Annotated in this window: 13 protein-coding genes and 1 tRNA gene; 5 read left to right on the top strand and 9 right to left on the bottom strand. The window is 62.3% G+C overall.

What is annotated here, in order from left to right:
* The first annotated feature begins 35 nt into the window (after window positions 1–35).
* Both AC5Y4D_RS21150 and AC5Y4D_RS21145 read left to right on the top strand, forming a co-directional pair.
* Window positions 36–1,004 carry an alpha/beta hydrolase gene (locus tag AC5Y4D_RS21150; protein ID WP_500038141.1) on the top strand — a complete coding sequence of 323 codons (969 nt, stop codon included), beginning with the start codon at window positions 36–38 and terminating at the stop codon, window positions 1,002–1,004.
* Between the two features lie 53 nt (window positions 1,005–1,057).
* On the top strand, window positions 1,058–1,744 hold the full coding sequence (locus AC5Y4D_RS21145; protein ID WP_500038140.1) for a type 1 glutamine amidotransferase domain-containing protein: 687 nt from the start codon (window positions 1,058–1,060) through the stop codon (window positions 1,742–1,744).
* A gap of 131 nt (window positions 1,745–1,875) precedes the next feature.
* Here the strand turns inward: AC5Y4D_RS21145 and AC5Y4D_RS21140 are convergent, their stop codons facing one another.
* On the bottom strand, window positions 1,876–2,439 hold the full coding sequence (locus tag AC5Y4D_RS21140) for a nuclear transport factor 2 family protein (protein WP_500038139.1): 564 nt from the start codon (window positions 2,437–2,439) through the stop codon (window positions 1,876–1,878).
* 114 nt (window positions 2,440–2,553) lie between these two features.
* On the opposite strand from AC5Y4D_RS21140, the gene AC5Y4D_RS21135 reads away from it, so the two are divergent.
* A complete protein-coding gene (locus tag AC5Y4D_RS21135) occupies window positions 2,554–3,201 on the top strand; it encodes a TetR/AcrR family transcriptional regulator (protein WP_500038163.1) in 648 nt (215 codons plus the stop codon).
* A 318-nt stretch (window positions 3,202–3,519) separates the two neighbouring features.
* Here the strand turns inward: AC5Y4D_RS21135 and AC5Y4D_RS21130 are convergent, their stop codons facing one another.
* The 5 genes from AC5Y4D_RS21130 to AC5Y4D_RS21110 all read right to left on the bottom strand — a co-directional run bounded on the left by AC5Y4D_RS21130 (window position 3,520) and on the right by AC5Y4D_RS21110 (window position 7,678).
* Complete coding sequence (locus tag AC5Y4D_RS21130) at window positions 3,520–4,380, bottom strand: SDR family NAD(P)-dependent oxidoreductase (protein ID WP_500038138.1); 861 nt, start codon at window positions 4,378–4,380, stop codon at window positions 3,520–3,522.
* A 33-nt stretch (window positions 4,381–4,413) separates the two neighbouring features.
* Window positions 4,414–5,772, bottom strand: coding sequence for a cytochrome P450 (locus AC5Y4D_RS21125; RefSeq protein ID WP_500038162.1), 1,359 nt, complete (start codon window positions 5,770–5,772; stop codon window positions 4,414–4,416).
* Between the two features lie 12 nt (window positions 5,773–5,784).
* Window positions 5,785–6,024 carry a ferredoxin gene (locus tag AC5Y4D_RS21120; protein WP_500038137.1) on the bottom strand — a complete coding sequence of 80 codons (240 nt, stop codon included), beginning with the start codon at window positions 6,022–6,024 and terminating at the stop codon, window positions 5,785–5,787.
* Window positions 6,025–6,066: 42 nt separating this feature from the next.
* Entirely contained in the window at window positions 6,067–6,834 is a 768-nt protein-coding gene (locus AC5Y4D_RS21115) for an SDR family NAD(P)-dependent oxidoreductase (RefSeq protein WP_499946680.1), read from the bottom strand.
* A 73-nt stretch (window positions 6,835–6,907) separates the two neighbouring features.
* The gene (locus AC5Y4D_RS21110) at window positions 6,908–7,678 is read right to left on the bottom strand and encodes an SDR family NAD(P)-dependent oxidoreductase (protein ID WP_499946681.1); all 771 of its coding nucleotides are present in this window, start codon (window positions 7,676–7,678) and stop codon (window positions 6,908–6,910) included.
* Between the two features lie 175 nt (window positions 7,679–7,853).
* Here AC5Y4D_RS21110 and AC5Y4D_RS21105 point away from each other — a divergent pair, with 175 nt between their 5' ends.
* Window positions 7,854–9,041, top strand: coding sequence for a cytochrome P450 (locus AC5Y4D_RS21105; RefSeq protein WP_500038136.1), 1,188 nt, complete (start codon window positions 7,854–7,856; stop codon window positions 9,039–9,041).
* A 563-nt stretch (window positions 9,042–9,604) separates the two neighbouring features.
* On the opposite strand, the gene AC5Y4D_RS21100 is transcribed toward AC5Y4D_RS21105, so the two are convergent.
* A tRNA-Met gene (locus AC5Y4D_RS21100) sits at window positions 9,605–9,681 on the bottom strand.
* Between the two features lie 179 nt (window positions 9,682–9,860).
* Between AC5Y4D_RS21100 and AC5Y4D_RS21095 the strand changes: the two genes are divergently transcribed.
* A complete protein-coding gene (locus AC5Y4D_RS21095) occupies window positions 9,861–11,066 on the top strand; it encodes an RtcB family protein (protein ID WP_499992970.1) in 1,206 nt (401 codons plus the stop codon).
* Between the two features lie 108 nt (window positions 11,067–11,174).
* On the opposite strand, the gene AC5Y4D_RS21090 is transcribed toward AC5Y4D_RS21095, so the two are convergent.
* Together AC5Y4D_RS21090 and AC5Y4D_RS21085 are read right to left on the bottom strand one after the other, a co-directional pair.
* Window positions 11,175–14,144, bottom strand: coding sequence for a UPF0182 family protein (locus AC5Y4D_RS21090; protein WP_499992973.1), 2,970 nt, complete (start codon window positions 14,142–14,144; stop codon window positions 11,175–11,177).
* A gap of 69 nt (window positions 14,145–14,213) precedes the next feature.
* Window positions 14,214–15,236 (bottom strand): YlbL family protein, encoded by a 1,023-nt coding sequence (locus AC5Y4D_RS21085; RefSeq protein WP_499992974.1) that lies wholly within the window; start codon window positions 15,234–15,236, stop codon window positions 14,214–14,216.
* Window positions 15,237–15,289 lie beyond the last annotated feature (53 nt).

The following is a 15,289-nucleotide window of genomic DNA, read 5'->3' as shown; positions in this document are numbered from 1 at the left end:
GTCGAACCTCGGAGCCGCAGAAGTGGAGGGACGCCGTGACTGATCTCCCGCCGTCCGTGACGCCCTACCTCGAACACGAGGCCAGGAAGCTGTGCGAGCAGACCGACCCGCACCCCCGGATCTACGAGGTTCCGCCAGAGCAGGGGCGAAAGATCCTCTCCGACTTGCAAAGTGGCGAGGGCATCGCGCGTCCCGAGGTCGATGAGGAATGGGTCGAGGTGGATGCCGGCGAGTGGGGCATCGTCCGCACCCGCATCATCCGGCCCAAGGGCGTCGAGGGCTCGCTGCCGGTCGTGTTCTACATCCACGGCGCCGGATGGGTTTTCGGCGACGAACACACCCACGACCGGATCTTCCGCGAGCTCACCGTCGGCGCGGACGCCGCCGGCGTCTTCCCGGTCTACGATCGCGCTCCGGAGAAGGGATATCCCACCCAAGTCGAGCAGAACTACGCCGTCGGCCAATGGGTCCTCGAGCACGGAGCCGACCACGGACTCGACACGTCACGCATCGCGGTCACCGGTGAATCCGTCGGCGGCTGCATGTCCGCGGTTTTCGCGCTGATGAACAAGGACCGCGGCGGCATCGACCTCAAGGCGCAGGTGCTGCTCTACCCGGTCACCAATGCGAACTTCGACACCCCTTCCTACCTGCAATTCGCCGAGGGCTACTACCTCACCCGCGATGGCATGCAGTGGTTCTGGGACGCCTACACCACCGACGAAATACAGCGTGCCGAGAAGTACGCCTCACCCCTACATGCCTCGCTCGACGACCTCAAAGGGCTGCCGACCACACTGGTCATCACCGACGAAGCCGACGTGCTACGCGACGAGGGCGAGCAGTACGCCAACAAGCTCCGCGAAGCCGGCGTCGACGTCACTTCCGTCCGCGTCGCCGGCATGGTCCACGACTTCCTGCTCCTGGACAGCCTCCGCGCCACCAAAGCCGCCATCGTCGCCCGCGGCCTGGCGATCGACGCACTGAAAAAGGCGCTGCACTAGCGAGTCCCCGATCAGAGCCAGCCGCCATCACTCCACGAGAAAGCCGCCGCTCAATGACCAAGCGCATCCTGAACGTCGTCAGCAACGTCGCCCACTACGACGACCCCGATCACCCAACGGGCCTATGGCTCTCAGAACTCACCCACGCCTGGCACATATTCGACGAGCACGGCTTCGAGCAGGATCTCGTCAGCCCCGCCGGCGGTGAGGTGCCGCTGGAACCACGAGCGCTGAAGTTTCCCAACTACGACAAGACCGCCAAAGCCTGGCGCGCCGACCCCGCCAAAATGGCGCTCTTGAGCAACACCAAGAGCCCGAGCGAGATCAACTCCTCCGACTACGACGCCATCTACTTCACCGGCGGCCACGCCGTCATGTACGACTTCCCCAATAGTGAAGGCCTGCAGCGCATCACCCGGGAAATATACGAACGCGGTGATATCGTTTCGTCGGTCTGCCACGGCTACTGCGGACTGCTCAACACCAAACTGTCCGATGGCTCCTACCTCATCGCCGGCAAGGAGATGACGGGCTTCGCCTGGAAGGAAGAAGTCCTTGCACGCGTCGACAAGCTCGTCCCCTACAACGCCGAGGAGCGCGCCAAGGAGCGAGGCGCGCTCTACAAGAAGGCCTTGATTCCCTTCGTGTCCCACACCGTCGTCGACGGCAATCTCGTCACCGGACAGAATCCAGGCTCAGCCAAGGCCACAGCCAAGAAAGTCGCTTCGCTTCTCCGCTAGACCGCCGGCAGCAAGGTGCTTCTCGGGCGGCCAGGGAGGGTCCACCGACAAATTGCTGGGGCTCATTGGGTCGGCGCCTCGATCACCGGCCCACACAACTTTCCGGGGTCCCTTCTCCCCGACCCGTGCGACTACCACCGTGCTGGTGCTGCAGTGTCCATCGACAGCGGTCGCTCGTAGGAAAGGTCTGTGCGATCGCGCGTGCCTACGAGATATCCCTTGTCAGTGAAGAACGATGACTGTAAAACCCGAGCGTCAGCCAGGAACATTCCCTCGACTGTGGATCTACGAACGGCGATGCGCCAGTTGCCTTCTCGCCGTTCCAGGCGGTCAATGTAACGGCCCGTTATGAACTGGGCGCTCTTTCCGTCTGGTCCGATCAGCACCACGAGTACGTAGCTTTCCGCATGCGCGGTAGCGCCATCAATTTCACACGTGTGGGTAGTGATGTTGTGGGTGTGCACCCGCGAAGTTTCGGCATGGGTTTTGTTGGCCCACTCACTGTAATCAGGTCCTGAGTTCACCGCGTGGCCGTGCTCGTCGACGCCATCACTGTGATAAGCCGAGGTGATCAGGTCGACGTCGTGACGGTCGCAGCCGCGGGCATGACGCGAGATGCAGTCAAGAATTTGCGTGCGATCCATCAGATAGCGAACGTCTCGTCGGAGGGTGTCGGTCTGGACATACATGGTCATGATTTACACCTCTCACGTCGTCGGACATCGACGCAGCAGACGATCCATGGCACTGTACAAGTGTACAGCACCTCGCGGGTGGGAGAATACAAGTATTCGAACGATCGGAAGCTGATGACGACATCCTCGCGGCGAGTTGGCGCCGAAACGTCCAAGACTCGGGACACCCTTCTTGACTGCGTCGAGAAGATGATGCTCGAGGAGGGTTACGCGAGCGTCACATATAGGGCGCTGGCTGCGAAGGCTGGTGTCACATCGAGCCTGGTGCAGTATTACTTCCCGAGTGTCGACGACATCTTCATCGCTGCGATTCGGCGCTACGCGGAACGCAATCTGGCATACCTCACGAGTGAGCTGCAGCGCCGCGCCGATGAACCTCTTCGCACCGTGTGGGAGTACTCGTGGGAAGAAGCCACTGGCGCTTTGATGACCGAGTTCATGGCGCTTGGCAATCACCGCAAGTCCATTCGCAACGAAATCGCCGCAGTGACAGAGGGTGTGCGCAAAGTGCAGTTGGACGCGCTAGTCGCAAAGTTTGGTCGCAAAGCCCGTCCGATCGGCGATCTTTCACTACCGGCGCTGCAATTGCTGATGTCCGGGCTGCCGAAATTCATCAACCTTGAAGAGGGCATCGGCGTGAAGTCGGCGCACCGCGAGGTTACCAAGGCGTTCGAGCGTTACATCGATTCCGTGGAACCGCGTGCTAATCCGTCGAGGAAGAAGACGCCGTCGCGACGGCGAGGGAGCGTGCGTCAGAAATAGTGTGGCCGGCGGGATCCGAGAAGGCCGGTCCGGTTTGCATGCGCCGCAGCAACTCCCAGTCATCTACCGCAAAACATGCCGCGGTACTAAGTCGTTGATCACCGAATCCGGGTGGGCAGCCACGGTGCAACCAGCCATGCTCCAACATCAGGCGCTGCCACTGGCGCGCCCATGGCGGTATGTCGGCGCTCGACCGTGGACGCGTAGCCGCCGCCTCAGCTCCCGAAGGGACATGTTCGTCCAAGAAGACCGTCAACTTGTTCCGAAAGTCTTTACTTCGGTGTCGAATTTGAGTTGCACAATTGTCCCGTCGTGCACTCAACGCATCACATGCGCGCACTGCTGCCGGGGGTGCACGTCAAAGAGGTCGCGATAGGACGGTGGCTGACGGTGACCCTCGTCGACAATGCCATACGTCGCCGCAAGTTCGGCGCCGATCAGCGTCTGGCCACTCAGCGTCATCAGTTCCGGGTCGTTGAAAAGTGCCCAGATGACGTTGCCGGTCAGTTCCGGGGTTTCCGCGGTCTCGAGAATGTGGCCGAACTTCTCAGGGTTGCTTGCAATGATCTTGCGGACCCTGTCGGTGAGCAGTGAGCCCATCCATATCGAAATAGCCGCGATGTCAAATTCTTTGAGGTCGAAGGCCATGTCAGCGGCCATCTTGTCGGTGCCGGCCTTCGGCACTCCGTAAGCGGGTCCGAACGCGTAGTGCACCGCACCCGAAGACGACGAGAACACCACCAGGCCTTTGCGCTGGGGAAGCATGAGTGGAACAGCAAGAACGGTAGCGACGTAGCTGCTGCGGAGACCGACATCGAGTGTGTCGATGACGTTGAGAGGCTCCTGCCAGAATTTCGTCCGCCCCATCATCTCGTCGCGGATGATGGCCGCGTTGTTGACCAAAATGTCGACGCGGCCCACCTCGTTGCGTATGCGTTCAAACAAGTCGCTTACTTGAGCGTCGTCACCGTGGTCGACACCGACCGCGATCCCGTTGCCGCCCGCCGCGGTGACTTGCGCTGCTGTCTCGTCAATACTGCCCCTGCGCGGCGACTCGTCACCGCTGCGGGTGCGACCTGTCACATAAACGGTGCAACCGTGGCTACCCAACGCGCGCGCGATGCCCGCGCCGGCGCCTCGGCTGGCACCCGTCACCACTGCAATCGGGTTGTCCGACATCGGATTCTCCTCTATTGAGCCGGACATCGGCCCTCAGTCCTCGATCTTTGCGGCTTCTTTGAGTTCGGTGATGGGCCGCGCCAGGCCCTGCTGGTCGCAGATACGTTGAAGCCGTTGCACCGTTTCGTCCACCCCGGGGCCGGACCGCGGACTGGGCGTGAAGGTGGCGTGCAAATGTCGCATTCCTTGAATCACGCCAATGCTGTCGTAGTGGACAGTCCCTTCAGGCACACACTGGTAGTCCGGCATTCGGTCCAGTACCGCTGTGAGCATTGACTTGAACACTGCACGCGCCACGTTGGACCCTATGCACCGATGAACGCCTAATCCGAAGCTGAAGTGACGGTTGCCTTTTCGATCCAGGACGACACTGTCGGGATCGGTGAACAATGCCGGATCACGGTTCGCCATCGCCCACGACAACCACAGGCGTTCACCCTCCTTGAGTGCGGCACCGGAGATTTCGACGTCCTGGGAGATGGTGCGGGCATCACCCGGCGCGGGGGTGAAATAGCGCAGGAACTCCTCGGTGGCGGGATTGAGCAGGGTTTCGCGGTCCCGGCTGAGTCGGGTGCGCTCGGAGGGGTGCTGCGCCAACCATTCCAGCGCGTGAGCGGTCAAAGCGGTCGTGGTATCGAAGCCACCGCCGATCAACAGGTTCAGCATGCCGAGCAACTCGATATCCGGCGGTGCTTCGCCGTCGAGCTGAATTCTGACTAGCGCATCGATGATGCCCGGTCGGGGGTTCTCTCGAATCTGCGCAAGGTTGGTGAAAAGGTCGACGCCCATTGCCATATACAGCTCACGCATGCGGGGGGCCTCTGGCGAGTCGGGCCGTGTGTAGACCAATGCATGCGCGGGTTCGTTGTAGAGAGTCCACTTCTCTAACGGAACTCCGAGCATTGCCAGGGTGAGTACTGCCGGGACTACATTGGCGAGATCGTCGACGAAGTCGATTCGTCCCGCTTCGATGTGGTCGTCGATGCAAGCGCGAGTGATCTCGTCGACGAAGGGCTCCCAGCGCTTAACCGCCGCCGGCGACAAATAGGGGTTGAGCACCGTTCGGTAGTAGCGGTGTTCGGGATCATCCATTTCGAGCATCCCGCCGCGGTAATTTTCCGCTTCGACCGTCAACGGTATTGAAATACCTTTGTATCCTCGGCGTTCGTTGTGGACGTCATGATCATTGGAGACATGCGGGCAGCGCGCAAGTTCGAAGACTTCTCGGCCCCCTGCGGCAACCCAGTGGCCGTCGTAGGTGTCCGTCCAGGCGATCGGACACCGCCGATGCATATCGTGGGTGATGTCAAGAAAGTTCTCGCGGTAATTGTCGGCGTGACGGTCGAAGTGAAACGTGGCTCCCTTGGTTGCACTGGCGGGACCCTCGTGAATTGAGCTCACTCGTCACACCCGTCGTTGGCCGTGCGCGGCGCGCGCAACGATCACGCGGTCGATCATGATCGAAATGGCTTGCTCTGGGCAGGAACTAACGGCTTCGCGTGCCGCGGCCTGCTGATCTTCTGGAACGTCCTCGACGGTGGCATGCGCGTGCCCATCGACATCATCCAGCTCGAACGATTCGGGTGCGATCATGGCGCACAGGGTGTGACCTTGGCATCGTGATGGATCGACGTGGACTCGCACGTTACCTCCTCGTATTGCGCGACAACGGTTTACGTATCTCAGTCAAATGACAGCGCCACCGTTTACTCCGATTACCTGCCCGTTGACGTAGCCGGCCCCTTCGGAGCACAGAAAGGAGCAGACCGCCGCTACTTCCTCGGCCACGCCAAGGCGACCGGCAGGGATGGCTTGTACGAGCGTCTCCGTGCCGGGAAGTTTGCCCTCATCTTGTTGCTGTCGAAGCATTGGTGAATCAATGACGAACGGTGGCACGGTGTTGGCTGTAATGCCTTTGCGGGCGTAATCCAAGGCGATCGTCTTTGTCATAGCGATGACCCCGCCCTTGGTGGCCGAATAGTGCCCTTGTCGAGGAGCGCCCTGCTGCCCTGCTGCGGAGGAAATGGTCACAATGCGGCCCCATCTGGCGGCCACCATGTCAGATAGGGCATTACGGATACACAGGAAGGTGCCGGTGAGATTGACCGCTAGGTATCGGTTCCACTCCTCGAGAGTGATCCTGTCGAAACGTGTGAAACCCGCAATCGCCGCGCTGGTCACAAGGATCTCGACCGGCCCGAGTGAGTTGCGGACGTCGGCGAACGCGGCCTCTACCGCAAGCTCATCAGACACGTCAGCATCCCGGGGAAAAGCCTTGCCTCCCAGATCATTTATCTCGATGGCGACTTTCTCAGCACTTTCTGGATTTACGTCCACCAAGCCCACACGATGCCCGTCGGCCGCTAGTTTCAGGCTGATCGACCGACCCAGCCCAGACCCCGCGCCAGTCACTATGGCTGTTCGGCTCACCGCACCACTTTCTGAAGAGATCATTACTCGATGCTGTACGAATGTATAGCGTGCCTGCCGGGAAACACAAGCGCGTGTCCGCGACGCACCCGCAGGCCTAGACGCCCGCCGGACCCGGCGCTCCGTGCATATAGAGCGTTTGACCCGAACAGAAGCTCGATGCGTCGGATGCAAAAAACAGCACCCCGTAACCGATCTCATCGGGTTCACCGAGCCGGCCCAACCCGTTGGTCATCGCGATAGCCTCCGGATCCAGGCCATAGCGCGCCGCGTCGTCGGTCAAGGTAGCGGCCCGCACCGCTCCGACCGCAATAGCGTTGACCCTTATGCCCTTCTTGGCCCAAGCGGCAGCCATTGACCCCGTCAGGTTGTTGACGGCCGCCTTTGCTGCGCCGTAGGGCGCAGCCTGCGGCATCGCCAGCAAGCTTGCCCCAGAAGAGATATTGACGATCGCTCCTTTGCCCTGAGTCATCATCTGCCCGGCGGCCGCTTTGGACAGGTGCCAGACCGCTTTGAAATTGAGGTCCAGCACTGTCTCGAAATCGTCATCGGGCCACTTCATGATCGACTTCGTTTCCGCCCCACCAGCACAATTGACCAGCACGTCAAGACGGCCAAACTCGGCTACTGCCGCATCGACCAGGCCGCGACACGCCTCTGCAGTAGTGACATCCGTGGAAACCGCAAGCGCACGGCGACCCATCGCCACCACTTCCTGCGCCGTCGATTCGAGCGGCTCGGGCCGACGGCCGGCCAATACCAAATTGGCGCCATACTCGGCTAGAACGAGGGCGGCGCCCCGCCCGATGCCAGTACCTCCGCCGGTTACGACCGCGACGCGGCCATCAAGTGAAAACCGATTGCCCATCGAGCTCCCTAAGTCCGGTGAGTCGAACGTTTCGTGCGTCCGCCCGAATCGTACGACCGTATAGCATTGCGCGGCCTCCTGCACGAATCCGCTGTTGCCGGTCCACTATTCGTCCTGTACGTTCGTACAGCAGTCACTATACGCGATTGATGCTTCTATCGTCGAGGAGTCGATGTTGAGCGACTTGTACTACGACCCATGGGACTTCGACATTGACCTCGATCCCTATCCCACCTACCGCCGCCTACGCGACGAACAACCGGTCTACTACAACGAACGGCATGACTTCTGGGCTGTAAGTCGCTACGCGGACGTCGACGCCGCGCTGCGGGATACCGCACGGTTGAGCTCGGCCAAGGGCGACATCCTCGAAGTGGTCATGACAGACCCAGTGATGCCGCCAGGCATCTTTATCAACGAGGACCCGCCCCTGCACACCATCCATCGCGCGATCGTTTCGAGGGCATTCACGCCGAAGAAGATGCGCGCGATCGAGGACAAGATCCGTGCATTCTGTGTCGCCTGCCTCGATCCCCTCGTCGGTGGCGACCGGTTCGATTTCGTCGAGGACCTCGGCGCCGAACTCCCCATGCGCACAATCGGAATGCTCGCAGGCATCCCCGACGCCGAACAGCCCGCGGTGCGTCAGCACGCCAACGACGTGTTGCGCAATGAACCGGGAAAGCCAATGGCAATCAAGAAAGACCGGTATTTCACCGGAGAAATGTTTGGTGAGTACGTCGAATGGCGGGAGAAAAATCCTTCGGACGATCTGATCACCGAACTACTCAACGTCGAGTTCGAAGACGAAACCGGCACCACGCGGAAGCTGACCAAGCAGGAGCTCACTGTGTTCCTTGCCGTCGTTGCCGGTGCGGGGGTCGAGACGACCGGCCGACTATTCGGTTGGATGGGCAAGGTTCTTGCCGAACATTCCGATCAACGGAAGGAACTCGCGCAGGACCACAAGCTGATTCCGGTAGCGATCGAGGAACTCCTGCGCTTCGAACCACCGGGGCCGCACGTGGCACGCTTCGTTGCTTCTGACGATGTGACCTTCCAGCAGCAGACGATTCCTGCAGGCAGCGCGCTACTGATGATGCTGGCGTCAGCCAACCGCGATGAGCGTCATTTCGACGATCCGGACAGGTTCGACATCCACCGAAAGCCGGGTGGACATCTGACTTTTGGGCGCGGGGCGCACTTCTGCGTAGGTTCTCCACTGGCTCGCCTAGAGGGCCGCGTGGCGCTCGAAGAGGTGCTCAAACGTTGGCCCGAATGGGATGTGGATATGGCCCAAGCGCGGCGATCGCGCACGTCTACTGTGCGCGGATGGGACAGCATGCCGGCTGTCGTAGCCTGATTTGTCTTGCTGACGAGATTCGGGTGGCAACAGCCGCTGGTTGCCTTTCACGGCAGAAAAGTAGCGGGTGTCGTTGGCGCCGGAGGCGTGTATTCGATCCTGATTTGCACTGACGTGCTTCGGTCGCCCTGGCTGCACCACAACAGGGAAGCAATATCTACGAAATCGATCATTGCGGAGAACCGCAGGAGCGCAGGCGATTGCTTAGCCACTGCCTGAATCGTCGCTCGCTTTGGCTTGCCTAGACGGGTTCTTTCTTCCAGAGCCTCACGTGGCACGTGGGACACGTTACTTACCTCGTAACCCGTTGCCAGGCCCTCACTACGGGACTGAGCGCCCTACGTGTCGGCTTCGGTCGAAAAGTGAGCAGGTAGTTCCGGTCGGCGGGCGAGCCTGTCGGTGCAGCCCACCTCTCCGGCGAACGACCTATCAGCAGGTTGAGCCGGCTGAAACTTGCACGTTGCGCGTTCTCAATTCACTCGTTACCCACGCGAATGTTCCCGGAAGTGTTCCCAACGGACATGAAAATGGCCCCCAGGCTGCTGCCTGAGGGCCATTTCCGCTGGTAGCGGGGACAGGATTCGAACCTGCGACCTCTGGGTTATGAGCCCAGCGAGCTACCGAGCTGCTCCACCCCGCGTCGGTAGACGCAAGGTTACCCAACGCGTGCGAACCTCTCCAAATCGCGCGGTCAGTAGTGTGCCGGCGCCGAGGGGAGCAGCGAAAATCCGTTGCGGCAGCCCATTCGCTTTCGATAGCCTCGCCTTTCAGTCGCCCCCCTCGGCGCCCCCCACAACCACACGCGCCAAGGAGTTCATCATGTCTCAGCGTCTCGCGCCGAAGCTGCTCAGCTTCGCCACCGAGATCGCCGGCAACACCGTCGAGCAGGCCAAGACCACCGCGTCCATGCCGTTCGTGCACCCGCACATCGCGCTGATGCCCGACGCGCACCTGGGCAAGGGTTCGGCCGTCGGGACCGTTATCCCCACCAAGGGGGCGGTGATCCCTGCAGCGGTGGGCGTGGATATCGGCTGCGGCATGGTGGCAGCCAAGACGCGGTTCACCGAGAACGACCTGTCCGTCCGTTTCGGCGGAGACTACGTGCCGGAGCTGTCGGCGCTGCGGCGCCGCGTCGAAGACGCGATTCCGCTGTCGCCGGGCAATTACAACAAGTCCCTGCAACGGTTTCCGTTCACCAAGCGCAAGCACGACGAGCTGCTCAAGCTACAGACCGACCTGGATGTCGACCTGTCGCACAGCCCGAAGTGGATGCAGCAGTTGGGATCTCTCGGTGGCGGCAACCACTTCATCGAACTCTGCCTGGACACTGACGACAACGTCTGGCTGTTCCTGCACAGTGGCTCGCGCGGGGTCGGAAACAAGATCGCGCAACGCCACATCAAGATTGCACTGGAGCAGAGCGCAAATGATCCGCTGGTCAAGCTACCGAACCGTGATCTGGCCTTCCTGACCGAGGGCAGCGCCGAATTCGACCGCTACATCAAGGATTTGGAGTGGGCGCAGCGCTTTGCACTGCTCAACCGTGCCGAGATGATGGACCGTTTCATCCACGTCTTCGCCGACTGGCTGGGAGTACAAGCGCAACGTGTCGAGGTGGAACGGATCAACACCCACCACAACTACACGGTCCGCACCCAAATCGACGGGGAGACGGTGTGGCTCACCCGAAAGGGTGCGATCGACGCCACCGAGGGCAAGCTGGGAATCATCCCCGGCTCGATGGGTACCCGCTCCTACATCGTGCGGGGCAAGGGCAACCTGGACGGCCTGTGGTCGGCCCCGCACGGGGCTGGCCGCCGCTACAGCCGGACCAAGGCCAAGGAACTGTTCACCGAGCAGGACCTGGCCGCGGCGATGGCAGGCATCGAATACCGGCACGGCAAGGAGTGGATCGACGAGATCCCGCAGGCCTATAAGGACATCGACCAGGTCATGGTCGATGCCGCACCGCTCGTTGACGTGGTGACCTCGCTGCGGCAGATCTTGAACGTCAAGGGGCAGTAGGCCTGGCGCGAGGGTCCGCAAAATGACGCCGTTTGCGGCGTGTCAGCGTACATTTGCGGACCCTCGCGGCCGAGGCGGAAGCCGGGGGCGGAAAGCGCCCAGCGACCGCTACCTGGTGTTGTTGAACTTGGTGATCGCCTCGTCGAGTCGCTGCAGCGCCGACCCGTACCCCGCGAAGTCGCCCTTCTTCTGCGCCTCCCGGGCCGCGCCGATCGCAGCCTGAATCTCTTGCAGCGCAGCGGATTTCGCCGGAGACAACGCCGCGTCGGGAGGCGGCACCGCGGCCGTGGGTGGCGGCACGCCAGGACCGGCCGCCGGGGGCGGACTCGCGGGCGGATTAGCCGGCATGCCCGCATCGGTGGGCTGGATGCCGGTCGCGGCAGCACCCGCACCCGGTCCGAACAGCGCGGTCAGCGCATCGCCCACGGTGGGGCCGTAGCCGACCTTGTCGTTGTACATCATCGCGACCCGGATGAGCCTCGGATACGACGAGGCCGCGTCGCTGGCTCCCGGCGACGCGTAGACGGGCTCGACATAGAGCAGCCCGCCCTGCCCGACCGGAAGCGTGAGCAGGTTGCCCCAGCGGATGCGGTTCTGGTTGTCCCGTCCGATCACACCCAGGTCCTGGGACACCGCCGGATCGGTGGTGATCGCATTGTTGGCGAGCTTGGGGCCGTTGACCTGACCCGGAATGGTCAGCACCGTGAGCTTGCCGTAGGTGGCGGGGTCCGAACTGGCACTGATGTAGGCGGCCAGATAGTCGCGTTTGAACCTGTTCATCGCGCTGATCAACTGGTAAGACGCCGAGTTGTCGTTCTTGGCAATGTTTTTCGCGACGATGTAATACGGCGGCTGGTAGCTGCTGGCCGTCGGATTCGGGTCCAGTGGCACGTCCCAGAAGTCCGAGGTGGAGAAGAACGTCACCGGATCGTTGACGTGGTATTTGGCCAACAGCATGCGCTGCACCTTGAACAGGTCTTCGGGATACCGCAGATGCTCGGCAAGTTCAGGTGTGATGTCACTCTTGGGCTTCACCGTGCCGGGGAACACCCGCATCCAGGCCTTCAGCACCGGGTCGTTCTCGTCCTGCTGGTACAGCGAGACGGTGCCGTCGTAGGCATCGACGACGGCTTTGACCGAGTTGCGGATGTAGGAGACGCGCTTGTCGGGCGCCAGCCGGTTGAACGCCACCTCCGTGGAGTCCGCCGTCGCCGACGACAGCGAGGTGAGTTCGGAGTACGGGTAGTTGTCCAGCGTGGTGTAGCCGTCGATGATCCACACCAGGCGCTTGTTGACGATGGCCGGGTACACCGCGCTGTCGGTGGTCAGCCACGGCGCCACCGCCTCGACCCGCTGCGCCGGATCCCGGTTGAACAGGATCCTGCTGTTGGAGCCGATCACGTTGGAGAACAAGAAGTTTCGCTCGGCGAACTTAGCGGCGAACACGCTGCGCGCCAGCCAGTTGCCGATCGGGACCCCACCGCCACCGGTGTAGGTGTAGTTCTTGGTCTCGGTGCTGGTCTCGTAGTCGTATTCACGGTCGGCCCCGGTCTTGCCGACGATCGCGTAATCAGCGGTCGCGCCGGCGATGACGGGCCCGAAGTAGATTCGGGGCTGGTCCAGCTGGGCCGGACCGTCGGACACGACGGTGCCGTTGGCGCCGACGACGTTGACCAGGAACTGCGGGTAGCCCCCGTTCTGGTTGGGTTCGTTGGCGATACCGCGCACGGTGTTGGCCGGCGACGCGATGAAACCGTTGCCGTGCGTGTAGACCGTGTGCCGGTTGATCCAGTCTCGCTGGTTGTCGATCAGCCGGTCCGGGTTGAGTTCGCGTGCGGCGACGACGTAGTCGCGCAGGTTCCCGGCGCGGTCCTGGTAGCGGTCGATGGACAACTGGTCGGGGAAGTAATAGAAGTTCTTGCCCTGCTGGAACTGGGTGAACGCCGGGCTCACAATCGTCGGGTCGAGCAGCCGGATATTGGAAGTGGTCGCCCGATCGGCTGCGACCTGCTGTGCGGTGGCCTGCCCGTCGCCGCTGTAATTGCGGTAGGTCACCACGTCCGGCGTCAACCCGTAGGCTTGCCGCGTCGCGGTGATACTCCGGCTGATGTATTCGCTTTCCTTCTGCGCGGCATTGGGTTTGACGCTGATCTGTTCGACGATCAGCGGCCAGCCGGCACCCACGATCAGCGACGACAACAGCAACAACACCAAACCGATGGCAGGAATCCGCAAGTCGCGCAACGTGATCGCGGAGAACACCGCCGCAGCGCAGATCAGTGCGATCGCCATCAGGATCAGCTTGGCCGGCAGGACGGCGTTGATGTCGGTGTAACCCGCCCCGGTGAACGGCTTGCCGCCGCGGGTGTGCGACAGCAGCTCGTAGCGATCCAGCCAGTAGGCAACGGCTTTGAGCACAACCAGGACGCCGACCAGAGTGATCAGCTGAATCCGCGCCGACCGGCTCAGCGCGCCGGCGCGCCCGGTCAGCCGGATGCCGCCAAATAAATAGTGCGCCACCAGGTTTGCCAGAAACGCCAGGAAGACGGCGACGAACAGGTAGCTGAGCACCAGCCGGTAGAAGGGCAACTCGAATGCGTAGTAGCCGAGGTCCTTGCCGAATTGCGGGTCGGTGATGCCGAAGTCGCCGCCATGCAGGAAAAGCTGGACCCGCACCCAGTAGCTCTGCGCGACGACGCCGGCCAGCACGCCGATCCCCACCGGGACCCCGATGCCCACCAGTCGCAGTCGCCCCAGCACCGCGGCGCGATAGCGCGCGACCGGGTCGTTTTCGCTGCTGGGGACAAACACCGGGCGGCTGCGATAGGCCACCAGGAGGGCGGCGAACACGATGCCGCCGACCAGCAGCCCCGCCACCAGGAACACCACGATGCGGGTGACCAGCACGGTGGTGAACACCGAGCGATAGCCGAGCTCACCGAACCACAACCAGTCGACGTAGGCGTCGATCAACCGCGGGCCGGCCAGCAGCAACACGATCACACCCAGTGCGATCAGGATCAGAATCCGGCTACGCCGAGTCAGCTTCGGCATCCTTGCGGTGGGCCGCATTCCCACTAGCTACGCTCCCTGTTCTGTTTCCCCGATGGCCCCAACTGTACGCATCACCCCGGCCCCACAACCCGGCTAGCAGCTCGGGGTGGGCGCCCCGGCCGTCATCGCATGCAGCGCGTCCACCGCCGAACTGAGCGTCTCGACCTTCATCAGCTGCAACCCGGACGGAATGTCGGAGACCGCCTCATAGCAGTTCTTCGCCGGCACCAAGAACACCGTGGCACCCGCAGCGCGGGCGGCCGCCATCTTGTGGGTGATCCCCCCGATCGGCCCGACCTTGCCGTCGACGCTGATGGTCCCGGTGCCCGCGACGAACCTCGAACCCGCCAAGTCGCCGGTGGTGAGCTTGTCGACGACGGCCAAACTGAACATCAACCCGGCGGAGGGACCACCGATGTTGGCCAGGTTGAACTCCACGCTGAACGGCGCCCACGGCGCATCCATCACTTCCACGCCCATGAACCCGTAGTCCCGGTCCTTGTTCGTGCCCAGGGTCACCTGCACGACGCCGGCGGGTTCGTTCTTGCGGCGGTAGTCGATGGTCACGACCTGACCCGGCTTGGTGTTCTTCAGCAACGTGGTGAACTGATCGACCGTGGCCACCGGATTGCGGTCGACAGCGTCGATCGCGTCACCGGGTTTGAGTTTGCCCGCTGACGGGCTGTCGTCGGGCACCCTGGCCACGGTCACCGCCTCGGGGTATTTCAGGTAACCCAACGCTGCGTATTCGGCGCTGTCTTCGGACTTTTTGAAGTCGGCGTTGTTGGCGCTGTCCACCTCTTCACGCGACTTGCCGGGCGGGTAGACGAGGTCGCGCGGAACCAACTGCTCCTGGCCGGAGATCCACAGGGTGATGGCTTCACCGAGGGTCAGGTCGTCCCGCTGGGACACCGTCGTCATGTTCAGGTGGCCCGTCGTCGGGTGCGTCTGGGTGCCCTCGATCTGCACCACCTGCTTGCCGTCGACCTCCCCGAGCGTGTCGAAGGTGGGCCCCGGACCCAGTGACACAAACGGCACCGTCACCACCGCCAGCAGGACGCCGAACACCACGATCGGGACGAGCGCGACCATCAAGGTCAAAATCCGCCTGTTCACGCAGAACACACTAATCGGCACCCCAGGCGACCCATTCAGCTGCGAGCGTGACG

It is taken from the genome of Mycobacterium sp. NGS67 (assembly GCF_059812185.1).
Note: the sequence above shows the minus strand (reverse complement) of the source record. Positions and strands in the feature narration are given on the sequence as shown.